Origin of the sequence: Frigoribacterium sp. PvP121 (assembly GCF_017833115.1) — a bacterium.
In the GTDB taxonomy this organism is placed as follows: Bacteria; Actinomycetota; Actinomycetes; order Actinomycetales; family Microbacteriaceae; genus Frigoribacterium; species Frigoribacterium endophyticum.
Genome location: NZ_JAFIBR010000001.1, coordinates 1982436 through 1998818 on the forward strand (window position 1 = coordinate 1982436; position 16383 = coordinate 1998818).

At 75.2% G+C, this 16383-nt stretch carries 18 protein-coding genes; 5 read left to right on the forward strand and 13 right to left on the reverse strand.

Annotated features, from left to right (window positions below; all coding sequences use genetic code 11):
• Positions 1–18: 18 nt before the first annotated feature.
• From JOE43_RS09230 to JOE43_RS09245, 4 genes are read right to left on the reverse strand one after another with little or no spacing between them, the layout of a single operon-like run.
• On the reverse strand, positions 19–798 hold the full coding sequence (locus JOE43_RS09230) for an ABC transporter ATP-binding protein (protein ID WP_209517225.1): 780 nt from the start codon (positions 796–798) through the stop codon (positions 19–21).
• Positions 795–1718, reverse strand: a complete 924-nt coding sequence (locus tag JOE43_RS09235; protein WP_209517226.1) for an ABC transporter permease — start codon at positions 1716–1718, stop codon at positions 795–797. The genes JOE43_RS09230 and JOE43_RS09235 overlap by 4 nt, the downstream gene beginning before the upstream one ends.
• Complete coding sequence (locus tag JOE43_RS09240; RefSeq protein ID WP_209517228.1) at positions 1715–2668, reverse strand: ABC transporter permease; 954 nt, start codon at positions 2666–2668, stop codon at positions 1715–1717. Before JOE43_RS09240 ends, JOE43_RS09235 begins: the two co-directional genes overlap by 4 nt.
• A complete protein-coding gene (locus JOE43_RS09245; RefSeq protein WP_209517229.1) occupies positions 2665–4188 on the reverse strand; it encodes an ABC transporter substrate-binding protein in 1524 nt (507 codons plus the stop codon). Before JOE43_RS09245 ends, JOE43_RS09240 begins: the two co-directional genes overlap by 4 nt.
• 267 nt (positions 4189–4455) lie before the next feature.
• Here JOE43_RS09245 and JOE43_RS09250 point away from each other — a divergent pair, with 267 nt between their 5' ends.
• Positions 4456–4890, forward strand: a complete 435-nt coding sequence (locus tag JOE43_RS09250; RefSeq protein WP_209517231.1) for a siderophore-interacting protein — start codon at positions 4456–4458, stop codon at positions 4888–4890.
• A 1-nt stretch (position 4891) separates the two neighbouring features.
• Complete coding sequence (locus tag JOE43_RS09255) at positions 4892–5848, forward strand: siderophore-interacting protein (RefSeq protein WP_209517233.1); 957 nt, start codon at positions 4892–4894, stop codon at positions 5846–5848.
• Positions 5849–5873: 25 nt separating this feature from the next.
• Here the strand turns inward: JOE43_RS09255 and JOE43_RS09260 are convergent, their stop codons facing one another.
• Genes JOE43_RS09260 through JOE43_RS09270 form a run of 3 tightly spaced genes read right to left on the reverse strand, consistent with a single transcriptional unit; the run spans position 5874 to position 8445 of the window.
• Positions 5874–6695, reverse strand: coding sequence for an SDR family NAD(P)-dependent oxidoreductase (locus JOE43_RS09260; RefSeq protein ID WP_209517235.1), 822 nt, complete (start codon positions 6693–6695; stop codon positions 5874–5876).
• Positions 6692–7048, reverse strand: coding sequence for a Fe-S oxidoreductase (locus JOE43_RS09265; protein WP_255465346.1), 357 nt, complete (start codon positions 7046–7048; stop codon positions 6692–6694). The genes JOE43_RS09260 and JOE43_RS09265 overlap by 4 nt, the downstream gene beginning before the upstream one ends.
• On the reverse strand, positions 7045–8445 hold the full coding sequence (locus tag JOE43_RS09270) for an NAD(P)/FAD-dependent oxidoreductase (RefSeq protein WP_209517238.1): 1401 nt from the start codon (positions 8443–8445) through the stop codon (positions 7045–7047). Before JOE43_RS09270 ends, JOE43_RS09265 begins: the two co-directional genes overlap by 4 nt.
• Before the next feature lie 170 nt (positions 8446–8615).
• On the opposite strand from JOE43_RS09270, the gene JOE43_RS09275 reads away from it, so the two are divergent.
• On the forward strand, positions 8616–8786 hold the full coding sequence (locus JOE43_RS09275; RefSeq protein ID WP_167258932.1) for a CsbD family protein: 171 nt from the start codon (positions 8616–8618) through the stop codon (positions 8784–8786).
• Between the two features lie 133 nt (positions 8787–8919).
• Here the strand turns inward: JOE43_RS09275 and JOE43_RS09280 are convergent, their stop codons facing one another.
• The 6 genes from JOE43_RS09280 to JOE43_RS09305 all read right to left on the reverse strand — a co-directional run bounded on the left by JOE43_RS09280 (position 8920) and on the right by JOE43_RS09305 (position 14994).
• Positions 8920–9717 carry a crotonase/enoyl-CoA hydratase family protein gene (locus JOE43_RS09280; RefSeq protein WP_209517240.1) on the reverse strand — a complete coding sequence of 266 codons (798 nt, stop codon included), beginning with the start codon at positions 9715–9717 and terminating at the stop codon, positions 8920–8922.
• A complete protein-coding gene (locus JOE43_RS09285) occupies positions 9714–10538 on the reverse strand; it encodes an arginase family protein (RefSeq protein ID WP_307803305.1) in 825 nt (274 codons plus the stop codon). The genes JOE43_RS09280 and JOE43_RS09285 overlap by 4 nt, the downstream gene beginning before the upstream one ends.
• A gap of 5 nt (positions 10539–10543) precedes the next feature.
• Complete coding sequence (locus tag JOE43_RS09290; RefSeq protein ID WP_209517242.1) at positions 10544–11677, reverse strand: hypothetical protein; 1134 nt, start codon at positions 11675–11677, stop codon at positions 10544–10546.
• Positions 11678–11687: 10 nt separating this feature from the next.
• A complete protein-coding gene (locus JOE43_RS09295) occupies positions 11688–12410 on the reverse strand; it encodes a PspA/IM30 family protein (RefSeq protein WP_056053889.1) in 723 nt (240 codons plus the stop codon).
• Between the two features lie 100 nt (positions 12411–12510).
• The gene (locus JOE43_RS09300) at positions 12511–14451 is read right to left on the reverse strand and encodes a YgcG family protein (protein ID WP_209517244.1); all 1941 of its coding nucleotides are present in this window, start codon (positions 14449–14451) and stop codon (positions 12511–12513) included.
• A gap of 135 nt (positions 14452–14586) precedes the next feature.
• A complete protein-coding gene (locus tag JOE43_RS09305; RefSeq protein ID WP_056053894.1) occupies positions 14587–14994 on the reverse strand; it encodes a hypothetical protein in 408 nt (135 codons plus the stop codon).
• 89 nt (positions 14995–15083) lie between these two features.
• Here JOE43_RS09305 and JOE43_RS09310 point away from each other — a divergent pair, with 89 nt between their 5' ends.
• Positions 15084–15971, forward strand: a complete 888-nt coding sequence (locus tag JOE43_RS09310; RefSeq protein ID WP_209517247.1) for a DMT family transporter — start codon at positions 15084–15086, stop codon at positions 15969–15971.
• A gap of 219 nt (positions 15972–16190) precedes the next feature.
• The gene (locus JOE43_RS09315) at positions 16191–16370 is read left to right on the forward strand and encodes a hypothetical protein (protein WP_056053897.1); all 180 of its coding nucleotides are present in this window, start codon (positions 16191–16193) and stop codon (positions 16368–16370) included.
• Positions 16371–16383: the final 13 nt, after the last annotated feature.

The following is a 16383-nucleotide window of genomic DNA, read 5'->3' on the forward strand; positions in this document are numbered from 1 at the left end:
CCTCGCCCGTCGGCTCCGTCACGATGCCCGCCAGGTGGTGGCCCGGGTCGCCGCGACGAGACCGCGCGTCACGGGGTGCTCGGGGGCGTGCAGGAGGCGCGTGACCGGCCCGCTCTCGACGGCGCGCCCTCGCGACAGGACCACCGCCTCCTCGGCCACCTGCGCCAGCACGGCGAGGTCGTGGGTCACGAAGAGCAGCGACGCCCCGCGGTCGTCGACCAGGCGGCGGAAGAGCCGGAGCACCTCGGCCTGGGTCGTGACGTCGAGCGCGGTCGTCGGCTCGTCGGCGAGCAGGACGGCGGGCCGGGTGATGAGCGCGGTGGCGATGACGACCCGCTGCCGCTGGCCGCCGGAGAGCTGGTGGGGGTACCTGTCGACGATGCGGTCGGGTTCGGGCAGCCCGACCTCGGCGGCTGCCTCGACGGCGCGGCGGCGGGCCTCGCGGCGGGTCACCGTGCCGTGCAGGCGGAGCGGTTCGGCGATCTGGCGGCCGACGGTCATGACGGGGTCGAGGGCCGTGCGCGGGTCCTGGAACACGGTGCCGACCACGGCGCCGCGCACGCGGGCCAGCTCGCGCTCGGGCAGGCCGAGCAGCTCGCGCCCGTCGAGGCGCACGCTGCCGGCCACGCGGGCGGTGCGGGGCAGGAGGCCCAGCACGGCGAGCGTGGTCAGCGACTTGCCCGACCCCGACTCGCCGATGAGCCCGAGCCGCGCCCCGTCGTCGAGCCGCAGCGAGAGGTCGTCGACGACGGCGCGGTCGCCGATGGTCACGGTCAGGTGGTCGATCTCGAGCGTCACGAGGTCACCTCCGGGGCGGGGGAGCGGGCGGGGTCGGCGGGGCCGGCCGGGCGACGGCCGCCCGCGCGCCCCGTGCCGGCGGGCCGGTCGCGGAGGCGCGGGTCGGCCGCGTCGCGGACGGCGTCGCCGAGCAGGTTGAGGGCGAGCACGGTGAGCGTGATCGCGAGCCCCGGCCAGACGACCGTCCAGGGGTGCACGCCGAGGAACTTCTGGAGGTCCGCGAGGAGTCGCCCCCACGACGCGGTCTCGGCCGAGGCGCCGTAGCCGAGGAAGGAGAGCCCCGCCTCCGCGAGCACGCTGGTCGCCATGGCGAGCGACAGCTGCACGACGAACACCGGGGCGATGTTCGGCAGCACGTGGCGGCGGAGGACGGCCGCGGTGCCGGCGCCGGAGGCCCGGGCCGCTGTGACGTAGTCCTCGCGGACCACGCGGCGGATCTCCGCGCGCGACACGCGTGCGATCGTGACCCCGTAGCCCACGCCGGTCGCCACGACGACGACCGCGAGCGAGCCGCCGAACGCCGCCGCGAGGGCCATCGCCACGAGGATCGTGGGGAAGGCGACGAGCACGTCGATGAGCACGGCCGTCGCCTCGCGGACGGGCCGGGCGGTGAGCGAGCCGAGCGCCGCCAAGGCCAGGCCGACGAGCACCGCGACCACGCCGGCCGAGACCGCGACGACGACGGTCGTGCCGGTCGCCGCGAGGACGTAGCTCGCGATGTCGCGGCCGACGCCGTCGGTGCCGAAGAGGTGGGCGCCCGACGGGGGCAGCCAGGCGGAGTACGGGTCGGTCGTGAAGGGGTCGAGCGGCGTCCAGACCCGGCTCACCAGCGCGCCGACGAGCAGCAGGGCGAGCCAGCCGGCCGCGGCGGCGCCGGCGGGGCGGCGGAGGAGGGCGCCGAGCGCGCTGCGCCGCCTCACGCCTCCTGCTCCCGGAGGCGCGGGTCGAGCCGGCGGTGCACGACGTCGACGACGAGCCCGACGAGCAGCACGAGGGCCGTGAGGGTCATCAGCTCGCCCTGCACCTTGGTGAGGTCTCGCCGGCCCACGTCGCTCACCAGCATGCGGCCGAGGCCGGGGAGGGAGAAGAGCTGCTCGACGACGACCGCGCCGACGACCAGGCCCGCGACCTGGAGGCCGAGCACGCTGACGACGCTGAGCAGCACGTTCGGCAGTGCGTGGCGGAGCAGGGCCCGCGTGGTGGTCATGCCCTTCGCGGCCGCGGCCCGCACGTAGTCCTCGTCGAGGGCGCCGACGACGGCGGAGCGGGTGAAGCGGAACAGCACAGCGCCCTCGACGAGGCCGATCGTGACGGCCGGCAGCACGAGCGAGCGCAGGGCCCGGCCGGGCTCCTCCCAGCCGTCGACGGGGAACCCCTGGGTCGGCAGCACCCTCAGGGTGACCCCGAAGAGCGCGATGAGCAGCATGCCGGCCCAGACGACCGGCACCGCGGCGAGCAGCTGCGCGACGACGCCGAGCACGGCGCCCGACGGGCGGTGGTGATGGATCGCGGCCACGACCCCGAGGGGCACGCCGACGGCCAGCCCGACGACGAGCGACATCCCCGCGAGGGGCAGGGTCACGCCCAGCTTCTCGGCGACCTCGTCAGCGACCGGGGTGCCCGTCACGAGCGACTCCCCGAGGTCGAGGCGCAGCAGGCCGCCGGCCCAGTCGAGGTACTGGACGACGACGGGCTGGTCGAGGCCGAGGGAGGCGCGGATCGCGGCCACCTGCGCGGGGCTGCCGGTCGTGCCCGCGATCGACTGCGCCACGTCGCCCGGCAGGAGGCGCAGGGTGACGAAGATCAGCACGCTGGCGACGGCGAGGCCCAGCGCGAAGAGCGCGACCCGACCGAGCAGGAACCTCGTCACTCGGTCGTGGCCAGCTCGGAGAGGTCGAGGCGGGTGCTGGTCGACGTGGTCGGGAAGCCGGTGACGCCGTCGCGGATCGCCGTCAGGGTCGTGGAGGTGTAGAGCCACTCGGCCGGGGCGTCCTCCGACACCTTGGCCGCGGCGTCGCTCAGGGCCTGCGCGGCGACGGCCGGGTCGGTGGCGGCCAGCGACTGCTCCCAGAGCGCCTGCACCGGGGCGCTGTCGTAGCCCCAGTAGTAGTCGGGGTCGGCCCAGTTGCCGAAGTCGTGCGTCTCGGCGTGGTCGACCATGCTCAGCTGGAAGTCGCGCGGGCCGCCGTCGGCGGGGGCCGTGTAGACGTCGTCGAGCCACGTCGTGAAGTCGACCTGCTCGACCGTCAGGGTGATGCCGACGGCGGCCAGCTGCGTGGTCAGCACGTCGCCGATCGCGGCCGGGTAGAAGTTCGCGTACTCGAGGGTGAGGTCGAGGCCGTCGGCGTGCCCGGCCTCGGCGAGGAGCGCCTCCGCCGCCTCGGGGTCGTAGGCGTCGACCGACGTCAGGTCGGCGTAGCCCGGGTCGAGCTCGGGGATCGGCCCGCCCTGGTCGACGGCCGAGCCGCCGACCGCGGTGATGATCGCGTCGTTGTCGATCGCCATCCGGATCGCCTTGCGCACCTGCACGTCGGTGAAGGGCTCGACGGCGTTGTTGAAGGCGAGCGTGTACTTGTCGGTCGTCTTCCCCTGCTCGAGGCTGACGCCGTCGACGCCCTCGAGCTGCGACGAGAGGGTGGCGTCGACGGCGGTCTGCACGTCGAGGTCGCCGGAGAGCGTGGCGTTGATCGCGGCCGACGGGTCGGTCACGTAGCGGAACACGACGGCCTCGACGCTCGCCGGGGTGCCCCAGTAGCCGTCGGCGCGCTCGAGGCGGAGGTTGTCGCCCTGCGTCCAGCTGGCGACCGTGTAGGGGCCCGTGCCGTTCGCGGTGGTCGACGGGTCGTTCGTGGCGGCCTGCTCGAGCACGAGGCCCGCGCGGCCGGTCAGGGCGAAGAGCAGCGCCGAGTCGGGGCGCGACAGCGTGAGCACGACGGTGTCGTCGGCGGGGGCCGAGATCGACGAGACGGCGGCCAGGTCGGCGTGCCCGGCGAGCGTCTCGTCGGTGCGCACCTGCTCGAGCGACCAGACCACGTCGGCCGCGGTCATGGCCGCGCCGTCGTGGAAGGCCACGCCGTCGTGCAGGGTGAACGTGTACGTGAGGCCGTCGTCGCTGATCGTGTGCTCCGAGGCGAGCACGTCGACGACGTCGTTCTCCTCGGTGCGGCCGACGAGGCCCTGGTAGACGTTGTCGATCAGGACCTGGTCGAGCGCGACGCCGTCGGTGTGGCGGATGTCGAGGTCGCTCGGCTCGAGCACGAGGCCGACCGTCACGGTGGCGTCGGCGTCGGGCGAGCCGGAGCCGTCGGAGCCTCCCGAGGTGCAGCCGGCCACGAGGGCGACGACGAGGGCGGAGGAGGCGGCGGCGGCGAGGAGGCGGCGGGAGCGCATGGGGGAGGAGTGGCCTTTCGGAGCGGTGCGGATCGGCGCGCCGTCGCTCGTCGCGACCTGCGCACCCCGGGTGCAGGACGTCCTCCGTCGCTGCCGGACGATGGATCTCGGCTGGCGCTCCGTCGCTGCTGGACGGGCGCCGCCCCTCTGCCCCCGGGTCGCTGCTGGACCGAGGGCTCCCGCGAATCTACTACACCCCTGGGAACCCGCCGCGGGTGTCCACGGGGAGTGGCGGCTTAGGTGAGCCTCACCTATATTGAGGGGGACATGTTCTTCGACGACCCGAACCCGCCGCTGCCGCACGACGCGATCCGCGTCCTCTTCGCCGGCGACGCCTCCTCGCTCCCCGCCCTCCGCGAGATGCTCGCCAGGCTGCCGATCTGCGCGCGCGGCCAGGTGTTCGTCGAGGTCGGCTCGACCGCCGAGGTCGAGGAGCTGCCGTCGCCCGGCCGCGTCACCGTGACCTGGCTCGCCCGCGACCGCCGCTCCGGGGCCCCCGGCACGGGCCGCTCCTGCGCCCCCGGCGAGGCGCTCGACCGGGCCGTCCGTGCCTGGCTCGCCGAGATGTACGTCGACGCCGGCGACCTCGCGGCCGGCGAGCACCTGATCTGGATCGGGGGCGCCGCCTCCTTCGCCTACGACCTCCGCCACGACCTGCGTGCCGTGCACGCGGCCGACCACGGCGCCGCCGCGACGCTCTGACGTGAGCCTCGCCGCCACGGCCCCGTCGGCCGCTCCCGTCGCGCGCCCCGCGCACCGCCCCTACCGGGTCCGCGTCGCGGCGGTCACGCGCCTCAGCCCGTCGTTCACCCGCCTCACCTTCACGGCGCCCGACCTCGCCGACTTCGGCACGGACGGCCTCGACCAGCGCATCAAGGTCGTGCTGCCCCTGCCGGGGACCGGCTTCGACGACTTCCCGGTCGACGACTGGTGGGGCGCGTGGCGCGCCCTGCCGGCCCACCGGCAGAACCCCTTCCGCACCTACACGGCCCGGGCCGTCCGCCCCGAGGCCCACGAGGTCGACGTCGACTTCGTCGTGCACGACGACGGCGGGCCGGCGGGCACCTGGCTCAGCACCGTGGCCGTCGGCGACGAGGCGATGCTGGTCGGCCCCGACGCGACGAGCGGCGTGCACGGCAGCGGCGTCGAGTGGTCGCCGGGGGAGGCCCGCACCGTCATGATCGCCGGCGACGAGACCGCGGCCCCCGCGATCTGCTCCATCGTCGAGCAGCTGCCGGCGGACGCCCGCGGCTGCGTCTTCGTCGAGGTGCCGACGGCGGCCGACGCCCTGCCCCTCGTCGCGCCGGCCGGCGTCGACGTGCACTGGCTGCCCCGCGAGGGCCACGCCGGCACGGCCGCCCACGAGGGCCACGGCGGACGCCTGGTGGAGGCGGTGCGCGGCTGGACGGCCCGGTACGTCACGGCCCGCCACCACGGCGTGCCCGTCGAGGAGGTCGACATCGAGCACGACGTGCTCTGGGACGTCCCTCAGGGCCACGCCCCGCACGGGGCGTCGCTCGACGGCGACCTCTACGCCTGGCTCGCCGGCGAGGCCGGGGCGATCAAGGCCCTCCGCCGCTTCCTCGTCAGCGAGGTCGGCGTCGACCGTCGCCAGGTCGCGTTCATGGGGTACTGGCGGCTGGGCAAGGCCGAGGGCTAGCAGCCCCCGGCCCCGCCGCGACCGGTCAGACCTCGGAGGGCAGCCCGACGATCGCCGACGTGCGGTCCCACAGGGCCTCGGCGAGGAGGTCGTCCTTCGCCTGGCGCGTGCGCAGGCCGTCCGGCTTCAGCTGATCGAAGTACGTGCCGCTCGGCACGCCGATCGTGCTCGGCCCGGCGAGCTGGATGAGCGGCAGGGCCCCGGCCTTCGCCGAGATCCCGTAGTTGCCGTTGCTCAGCACGTTGGCCATGCGCCACATCGGCGACGTCTGGCCGAAGCCGGTCTTGACGATCCCCGGGTGGAACGAGAACGCCTCGAGGCCGGTGCGACGGGCGAGCTCGCGCACGAAGAGGATGGTCTCGATCTTGCTCGTGCCGTACTGGCGCCAGCCGCCGAGCCACGGGCGCTTCGTCCAGTTCAGGTCGTCGAGGCGCACGTGGCCGAACATGTTCGCGACGCTGGCGGTCGACACGACCCGGCCGCCGCTCTCCTGCAGCCGAGGCAGCAGGAGGCGCGTCAGCAGGAAGGGCGCGAGGTGGTTGGACTGCAGGATGCGTTCGTGACCGTCGCTCGTCAGCTCGTGGTCGCTGACCAGGCCGCCCGCGTTGTTCGCGAGGACGTCGATCGTCGGGTAGCGGTCGAGGAGGCGGTCGGCCAGCGAGCGGACGTCGTCCAGCCGGTCGAAGTCGGCCAGGAAGGCCGTGCCGCCGACCTGGTCGGCGACGGCCTGGGTGCGCTCGGCGTTCCGGCCCACCACGGCCACGTCGGCCCCTCCGCTCGCCAGGGCGATCGCCGCCTCCTTGCCGATCCCGGAGCTGGCTCCGGTGATGATCACGGTGCGGGTCATCGGTAACCGCCTTCCTCGAGGCCGGCCTCGATCTCGAACCTGTTCGTCAGCGGGTCGCTGCCGGCCAGGGCGTACAGGAACGGCATCAGCATGCCGTACTTCTTCCACTGCGCGACGTGCCGCGCCTCGTGCCGAAGCACGGCGGGCCCGTCGTTGTCGCGGGTCAGGTACACGCGGCCGACGCAGGTGCCGCCGCGCTTGAACGCCCAGCGGGGCAGGCCGCGGCAGACGATGAGGTCGCCCACGACTCGGACCTTGCCGACGCTGAGCGGCACGCCGACGGCGAGGCCGACCGCGGTCGCCCAGGCGCAGCCCGCCCGCGAGATCGGCGAGTCGACGAGGGGGTTGATCACGGACGACCGTAGGCGTCGAGCAGGCGCAGCCAGATCTCGCTGACCGTCGGGTACGACGGCACGGCGTGCCAGAGGCGGTCGATCGGCACCTCGCCGACGACGGCGACCGTGGCGGCGTGCAGCAGGTCGCTCACGTCGGGGCCGACGAAGGTCGCGCCGACGATGACCTTCCGGGCCTCGTCGACGACGATGCGGGCGTGGCCCTCGTAGGAGTCGGAGTGGATCGCCGAGCCCGCGACGGCGGCGAGGTCGTAGTCGACGACGCGCACGTCGAGGCCGCGCTTCTGCGCGGCGTCGGCGGTGAGGCCGACGCTCGCGACCTCGGGGTCGGTGAACGTGACCTGCGGCACGGCGGCGTCGTCGGCGGTGGCCACGTGCGCCCCCCAGGGCTCGGTCGCCAGCTCGCGGCCGAGGGCGCGGGCGGCGATGACCTCGCCGGCGGCGCGGGCCTGGTACTTGCCCTGGTGGGTGAGCAGGGCCCGGCCGTTGACGTCGCCGACGCCGTAGAGCCAGTCGGTGCCCTTGACGAGCAGGGTGTCGTCGACGTCGAGCCAGGTGCCGGCCTCGACCCCGACGGACTCGAGGCCCAGGTCGGAGGTGCGGGGAACGCGCCCGGTCGCGACGAGGATCTCGTCGGCGATCACGACGGCGCCGTCGTCGAGGGTGACCTCGACGGTGTCGTGCTCGGTGCGGCTGACCTGCACGGGCGAGGTGCCCTCGCGCACGTCGACGCCCATCGCCCGGAGGCTCTTCCCGACGAGCTCGCCGGCGAACGGCTCCTGCCCGCCGAGCAGGCCGCTGCGCGCGACGAGGGTGACCGTGGAGCCGAGCTGCTGGTAGGCCGTGGCCATCTCGGCCGCGACGACGCCGCCGCCGACGACGACGAGGCTCTGCGGGATGCTCTTCGCGCTGGTCGCCTCGCGGCTCGTCCACGGACGGGCCTCGGCCAGCCCCGGCACGTCCGGGAGGAGCGCGGAGGAGCCGGTGACCGCGGCCACGGCGTGGCGGGCCGTGTAGACGGTGTCGCCGACGGTGACCTCCTTGACGCCCGTGATGGTCGCGTGGCCGCGGATCAGGTCGATGCCGGCGCCCTCGACCCACTCGGCCTGGCTCGAGTCGTCCCAGTTCGAGGTGAAGGAGTCGCGGCGGCGCAGCACCGCGGCGACGTCGACCTCTCCGGTGACGGCCTGGGCGGCCCCGTCGACGGCCCGCGCGGCCCGGAGCACGGCGGTGGAGCGCAGCAGCGCCTTCGAGGGCATGCAGGCCCAGTAGGAGCACTCGCCGCCGACGAGCTCCGCCTCGACGAGGGCGACCTTCAAGCCGCTCCGGGTCGCGTAGTCCGCCACGTTCTCGCCGACAGCGCCGGCGCCGATCACGATGAGGTCATAAGTCGTCATGGGGAGAACCTAGTCCTGGGCCCCCGGGTGGTCACCCAGCCGACGCGCGTCGCGGACATGTCCGTTCCGTGAGTGATTCCTGAGCAGCAGGTGGGAGGCGCGGGTACAGCCGTCCCCGGGCGCGTACCTTCTGATCCATCGCGCAGACAGCGCTCATTGAGGAGGTCACCATGGGACTCGACGACAAGATCAAGAACGCCGCTCAGGACATCGCCGGCAAGGCCAAGGAAGCTCTCGGAGACCACAAGGGCGACGAGAGCCTCAAGGCCGAGGGTCAGAAGGACCAGACCAGCGCCTCCGCCAAGAAGGTCGGCGAGGACGTCAAGGACGTCTTCAAGTAGGCCGATCCGCCTCGTTCTCGGGCCCGTCTCCCCCTCGGGGGAGGCGGGCCCTCGACGTTCCCCGGCCACCGAGACGGGCGCGGAGCCGTGCTCGAGGCATCCTCCCTCGGGGCCGCGTCTCGCTCGAGGGGCGTCAGCGCCCGGTGAACTCGGCGTCGGTGCGGGCCAGGAACGCCTCGTGTCCGATACGGGCGTCGTCGGTGCGCATCAGGCGCACGAGCTCCGGCTGCAGCTGCGCCTCTGCGGCGCGGTCGCCGTCGCGGAGGGCCAGCCGGGCGTTCGCGAGCGTCGCCTGCACGGCGAGCGGGGCCTGCGCGGCGATGCGACGGGCGAGCTCGAGCCCGCGGCCGAGCGCCTCCGCGCGCGGCACCACCTCCTGCACGAGGCCGATGCGGAGCGCCTCCGCGGCGTCGAGGAGGTCGCCCGTGAGCATCCAGCGCATGGCGTCGCCCCAGCCGACGCGCCGGGGCAGCCGCACCGTCGCGCCGCCGAAGGGCAGGATCGCCCGGCTCACCTCGATCTGCCCGAAGCGCACGTCGTCCGCGGCGACGACGACGTCGCTCGCGAGGGCGAGCTCGACGCCGAGCGTCAGGCACGTGCCCTGCACGACGGCGACGACGGGCTTCGACAGCTGGCGGCCCTCCACCTGCCAGGGGTGCAGGCCGCCCTCGGGCACGACGTCGAGGCCGTCGGGGCCCACGGCGGGGGCGACGTCGGCGAGGTCGAGCCCGGCGGTGAAGTGGTCGCCGTGGGCGTGCAGCAGGCCGACCCTCAGCTCGGGGTCACGGTCGAGCAGGCCGTAGGCGAGGCTCAGCTCGCGGAGCAGGCGCAGGTCGGCGGCGTTGCGCTTCTCCGGGCGGTCGAGGCCGATCAGCAGCACGTGGCCGTCGCGGACGACGCTGACCCGCGGCCGCTCGCCCCCGTCGCTCATCGCGACAGCGCTCCGACGACGCGGAGGATCGTGCCCATGTCGTCGGACGCGTGGGTGGCGTCGACGGGCGCGAAGCCGCAGAGGCCCGCGCCGACGAGGGTGAAGCGCTGCTTGAGGGCGGTCAGCGTCTCGATCAGCACGCTCGGCTCGAGGCCGAACGGCTGGGGGTCGAGCAGCCCGGTGAGGGCCGAGGGGTCGAGCACGTCGAGGTCGACGTGGAGGTAGACCTCGGTGGCGCCGGTCTCGGCGACGGCGTCCACGACGTCCTGCGGGGAGAGGTCGAGCGACGACACGGAGCGGATGTGGCGGCTCTCGAGGTGGACGTCCTCGGCGTCGTCGATCGAGCGGACCCCGGCGAGGACGACGCGCGACGCGTCGAGCGACTCGGGCGCAGGCCCGGATGAGAAGGTCGGGAGGTCGTCGCCGCCGTCGATCAGGGTGCGGAGCACCATGCCGCTGAAGGCCCCGCTCTCGCTGCTGCGCGGGGTGTGCAGGTCAGGGTGCGCGTCGAACCACACGACGGCCGTCCGCGGGGTGACGGCGTGCCGCACGGCCGCCAGCTCGACGCCGCAGTCGCCGCCGACCACCAGCGCGGGCGAGTCATCGCTGCGCAGCTCGTCGGCGACGGCCTCGGCGGCGGCGAGCACGGACGACAGCCGGTGCACGCCCGTGCCGAGCGAGTCGCCGGCGCCCACGGGCACCTCGACGAGGGCGGTGGCGCTCGGGGGGAGGTCGGCCAGCACGGCGTAGGCGCCGTCGGCGAGCCTCATGGCCCGCGACGACGGCGAGCCCTGCCACTGGGGGACCACGACGAACCTCACGGGCGTCAGTCTGTCACAGCGCGCGGCCCGCGCGACCAGGGCGAGCTGAGCCGGCCGACGGCGCGTTCGAGGGGGCCCCGGCCGACGAAGCGCTGCCAGAGCACGGCGTACGTCAGCGTGGCCACGACCGCCACCCCGAGCTGCCAGAGGGGCAGCCCGTACGACCCGCCCTCGGCGCGGTAGGCGAAGAAGAGCGGCGCCGTGAGCAGCAGGTGCGCGGAGTAGACCGTGAGCGGCTGGGCCCCCGTGGCCGACAGGGGACGGAGCGCCGTGGCCACGCCACGGCCCCAGGCCCGGTCGGGGCTGGTCACCAGCAGCAGCAGCCCGATGACCGCGATCGCGACGCCGCCGCTGCCGACGATCTCGGCGGGCATGCCCTCATGGTCGGCGGGGTCGAACGCCGGCACCGCGGCTGCCCCGGGCAGGAACCGCACGGTGTAGCCGACGAGCGCCGCGGCCGTGCCGGCCCCGAGCATGACGAGCTGCGTGCCGCGGCTCCGGAGGTCGCTCCGGGCGGCGACGAGGCCCACGAGCAGGAAGGGCAGCCAGACGAGCGCGGGGTAGGCCCCGACCAGCAGGGCGTCCGTGGCCACGCCCGCGGGCCCCGGGAGGCTGGAGTCGCCGTAGGCGTCCTGCGGCACGAGCGTCGCGAGGGCGGGCGCGCCGACCGCCACGGCCGCCGCGATCACGAGCAGCACCCCCGGCGGGGCGAAGAGCACGACCAGCAGCAGCAGGAACATGACGCCGTAGTAGGGCAGGATCACCAGCACGTAGCCGTTCCAGGCCTGCAGCAGCAGTCCGAGGGCGATGAGGATCCCGGCCCGGATCGCGATCGACCCGACGACGCGGGCGCGCCGGCCCCGGGGCGTCGGGGCCGCCCCGCCCGACATCAGCCCCAGCGAGACGCCCGCCAGGGTGGCGAAGAGGATGGCCGAGCGGCCGTCGAAGACCCGCTCGTCGAGGTCGACGCGCGGCCACATGTGGGCCGCGAACATGCCGAGCACGGCGAGCCCGCGGGCGACGTCGACGCCGACCACGCGGGTGCGCCCGGCTCCCCGGGCCGCACGGGGCCCCCCGTCGACCGAGCGGGGCTCGACGACGGGCGGGACGGGCCAGGGGGAGCCGGGCGCGGTGGTCACGGGGCCGTGCTCACTTGTCGAGGGCGCCGAGCTTCAGGGCGGCGAGGCGCGCCTCCACCTCGGTCTGCTGGTCGAGGTCGTCGAGGCTCTCGAACTGGGCGTCCAGGCTCGAGGCGGCGAGCTCCTGCTGGCCCAGCACCCGCGCCTCCTCGCGACGGATCTTGTCCTCGAAGCGGCTGATCTCGCTGGTGGGGTCGAGCACGTCGATGCTGCCGATCGCGTCGGCGACCTTCGACTGGGCGGCGGCGGTGCGCGAGCGCGCGACGAGCTCGTTGCGCTTCGAGTTCAGCTGCTCGAGCTTCGCCCGCATCGAGGTGAGCCCGGCCTTGAGCTTGTCGACCACCTCGGTCTGCGAGGCGATCGTCGGCTCGGCGTCGCGCGCCTCCTTCTCGGAGGCGATCTGCCGGCCGAGGGCGACCTTGGCCAGGGCGTCGAACTTGTCGGCGTCCGCCGTCGACCCCGAGCTGCGCAGCTGGTCGGCCTTCGTGCTGGCGGCGACCGCCTTGCGCTCCCAGTCGGCGGCCGCGGCGACGTCCTCGGCGTGGTCCTGCTCGAGCAGGCGCAGGTCGCCGATCGTCTGCGCGACGGCGGCCTCGGCCTCACGGATGCTCTCGGTGAAGTCGCGCACCATCTGGTCGAGCATCTTCTGCGGGTCCTCGGCCTGGTCGAGGAGGGCGTTAATGTTGGCGCGGGTCAGCTGGGCGATGCGCCCGAAGATCGACTGCTTCGTCATGGGGTGGTCCTTCCGGTGGTGGTCGTGGGGTGAGGTGGTCTGGTCTCGGCCGGGGCCGGTGGGGAGTCGCGGGTCGGCTCGTGCGGGAGGCGAGCGCCGGTCAGAACCGGCCGCCCCCGGAGCTGCGGCCGCCGCCGCCGCCTCCTCCTCCGCCGAAGCCGCCGCCGCCCCCGCCGAAGCCGCCCCCGCCCCCGAAGCCGCCGCCCCCGCCGTTGAGGAGGCCGCCGATGACGAGGCCCGTGACGATGCCGCCGAGGTCGGCGCCGCCCCGGCCCCGACCGCCGTAGCCGCCGCCGAAGCCGACCTGCTGGTACTGCTGCACCTCGGCCGCGGCCTCGCTGGCCGCCGCGGCGGCCAGCTGGGCCGCGTCGTGCGCCTCCACGAGGGCGGCGTCGCGGTCGCGCACGGCCAGTGAGACCGCGGCGGCGAGGTGGCGCTCGGCCTCGGAGAGGCGCGTGCGGGGGCGGGTGCCGATCCCGCCGCGCCGCGTCTGGATGAAGTCGCGGGCGGAGCTGATCTGGTCGCGCGCCGTGCGGAGCGCCTGGTCGAGGGCCGCCTGAGCCCGGCGGTCCTTCTCGCCCTGCTCGCGGACGGCGGCGAGGACGGCGTCGATGCGGGCGTTCGCGGCCCCCAGGTCGGCGAGCACCGCCAGGGGGTCGTCGGTGGTCGTGCCGGCGAGGGCCACGGCGGCCCGCGCGGCCGCCACGGAGCCGGCGACGTCCACGCCGTCCGGGGCGCTCCCCGGCGGCAGCGACTCGGCCGTCGCGACGTCGGCCCTCAGGTCGGCGGCGAGGGCGGCGATGGTGGTGGCGGCGGTGCGCAGCTGCTCGCCCGCGTGGTCGACCGAGGAGAGCAGCTGGTCGACCTGCCCGAACGCCTGGCGGACGGCCCGCACCCCGGCGACGGCCTCGCCCGGGCGCGAGGCCGCGAGGTCCTCGCGGGCCGCGTCGGCGGTCTCCCGCGCGAACTCGACGAGCCGGTCGGCCTGGTCGGCGTTCTCGGCGACGCCGGCGACGGCCCGGGGCGAGTACGCGGTCGAGAGCCGGGCGAGCACCTCTCGGGCCTTGGCGACCCGGGCGACGCGCGACTCCACCTCGGCGGGCAGCGCGGCCACGTCGGCGGGCACCCGCTCCTCGGCGGCGCGGCGCTCGTCGAAGGCCCGCGACTGCTCCTCCAGGGCGGCGTCGGCGGCCCGGCAGAGCTCGACGATCCGCTCGGTCCACTCGCGGCGCTGCTCGGCGGAGTCGGGCACGGCGTCGTCGAGCCTCTGCTGGAGCTCGAAGGCCTCGCGGGCCTGGTCGCGGGCCCGGCGGAGGGCCTCCACGAAGGGCCGGGCGGCGTCGTCGCCGAACTGCGCCGCGGCGAAGCCGACCTCCTGCTGGCCCGCGGTGATCTCGTCGTCGAGGGTGACGAGCATGCCGGCGGCCTCCCGCTCGAGCTCGGCCTGGCGGGCCGCCGCGGCGTCCTCGGCCTTCCGGCGACGGCGGGTGCGCAGCACCACGACCGCGACGCCGGCGACGATCACGAGCACGACGACCGCGAGCACGACGCCGAGCAGCCACGACATGTCGGGGCCCGCCTGGTCGTCACGGATGCCGTCCGCGAGGGCGACCGCCGCGCCGGCCCAGTCGTCGTCGCGGAGGCGGGGCTCGACGACGTCGGCCTGCAGCCGTCCGCGCTCGGCGTCGGAGACCGGCCCGGTGGAGTCGGTGGAGAGGTCGTAGACCCGGTCGCCCACCGCGACCGAGAGCAGGACGTCGTCGGGGCCGAGCTGGTTCAGCGAGGCCGTGGCGCTGCCCCAGGCGGCGCGGTCGGCGGGGGAGGAGAAGGAGTCGACGTAGACGACGAAGAGGTCGACGCCGGAGTCGGCGGCGAGGGCGTCGAGGCTCTCGCCGACCCGCTGCTCGTCGGCGGCCGACAGCACGTCGGCCTGGTCGAGCACGTACGCCCCCGACAGCGAGACGGGCGGCTCGGCGTGGGCCCGGTCGGCACCGACGCCGGCCACGGCCGACCCCAGCACCACGGCGGCCGCGGCCAGCACGGCCCCGACACCTGCCCCCCGACGGCTTCGTTCACTGACGCGCACACTGCTCCCCTCGGTCGTTCCGCGGAGTCTATCGACGCCGGGTCGGCGGGGGCCCGGCCGCCCCCGGGTCGACCGGTCGGCGGCGACGGGCTACTCGACGAAGAGGAGAGCGACGGACGCGACGGCGCAGGCGGCGCCGACGCCGACCAGCACGCGCCCCACCGCGCGCAGGGCCCGGCCGTCGTCGTGAGGCGCGTCGGTGCGCGGCCGCGACGGTCGGTCGGGGTCGTAGTGCACGGTGATCTCGGTCTCGACCGGGGTCTCGAGGGGGTGGTCGCCGAACTGGGTCTCGTGCAGCTCGCCGGAGGAGTCCATCCAGCGGGCCACGGCGGCGCGGGCCCACGCGGGCGGCGGGATAACGACGGCGACGGTCTCCTCGTACCGGGCGGCCCGGTGCCGGGCGTGCGCGCCCGCGAGGAGGAAGGGCACGCCGACGACGAAGCCGAACCAGCCGAAGAGCTCCACGACGGGGGAGATCACGGTGAGGGCGTCGGACACCCTGCGATGCTACCGGCGGCCGGCCAGGCCGAGGCGCAGCCCGTCGCGGCACGTCCGGGCGGGCCCGGCAGCGCCCCTAGACTCGCCGCGTGAGCCGCCCCCTCGACCGCGTCCCGTCGCCGCTCCTGGCCGTCGCGGCCATCGTCTCCGTCCAGTTCGGCGCTGCCCTCGCCCGCACGCACTTCGAGGCGCTGGGCCCCACGGGCGCCGCCGCCCTCCGCCTCGCCCTCGGGGCGCTCATCCTCGTGGTCGTCTTCCGCCCCCGCGTGCGTCGCTGGTCGCGGCGCACCTGGCTCGGCGTAGTGCTGCTCGGGCTCGCCCTCGCCGGCATGAACTCGCTCATCTACCTCGCCATCGACGTCGTGCCCCTCGGCGTCGCGGTCACCCTGGAGTTCCTCGGGCCGCTCGCCGTCGCGCTCGCCCAGACCCGGCGCTGGCTCGACGCCGCCTGGGCGCTGCTCGCCCTCGTCGGCGTCGTCGTCCTCGGCCTCGACTCGTCGGGTGCGACCCCCCTCGTCGGCGTGCTGCTCGCCCTCGGTGCCGGGGCCTTCTGGGCCGGCTACATCGTGGCGAACGCGAACCTCGGCCGGTCCGACGACGCGATGGGCGGGCTGGCCGTCTCGATGGTCGTCGCGGCCGCCGTGGTGGTGCCCGTGGGTGCCGCGGACGCGACGCGGGCCGTGGTGGCCGACCCGCGACTCCTCGCGGTCTTCCTGCTCGTCGCGCTGCTGACCTCCGCGCTGCCGTACTCGCTCGAGGTGGTCGCGCTGCGACGCCTGCCCACGCGCGTGTTCGGGGTGCTGTCGAGCCTCGGCCCGGCCGTCGCCGCCCTCGCCGGGCTCGTGGTGCTGCGCCAGGCCCTCGGCGCCCGCGAGCTCGTGGCGCTGGCCCTCGTCACGGCGGCCAGCGTCGGGGTGACGGCCACCGCGGGGCGGGGGCGGCCCGCCCGAGACGTCGTGGAGGCGCCGCCGGTCTGAGACGTCGGCCGCCCGGGTGCGCTCGTGTCCCCCGCGGAGCGGACCCGGCGTCGTCACCGACCCGGCACTCACAGGTAAGCGGCAGGTGCACGGCAGCCGTCTCGCCGGTGTTGTACCCCGAGCGCGGGGTACGCTCGGCACACGAGCCCCCGTCGGCGGGGCTCCTGAGGCCGGGAGGACATCATGGGAGCTGTTCTGGAACGCACGTCACGGGCCGAGGTGATCGACCTCGGAGACGGATTCCACCGCGTCTCCACGCCCACCGCGGGCGTCATCGGGTTCGTCCACGAGTCCTCGGGCCGCTTCGAGGTCCTGCGGGGCCGGAGCCGCCAGGCGACCCGTCAGGAGGGCGCGTACCGCACCCTCGACGTGGCCGTCATCGCGTTGACGTACAGCTGATCGGCTGGTGAAG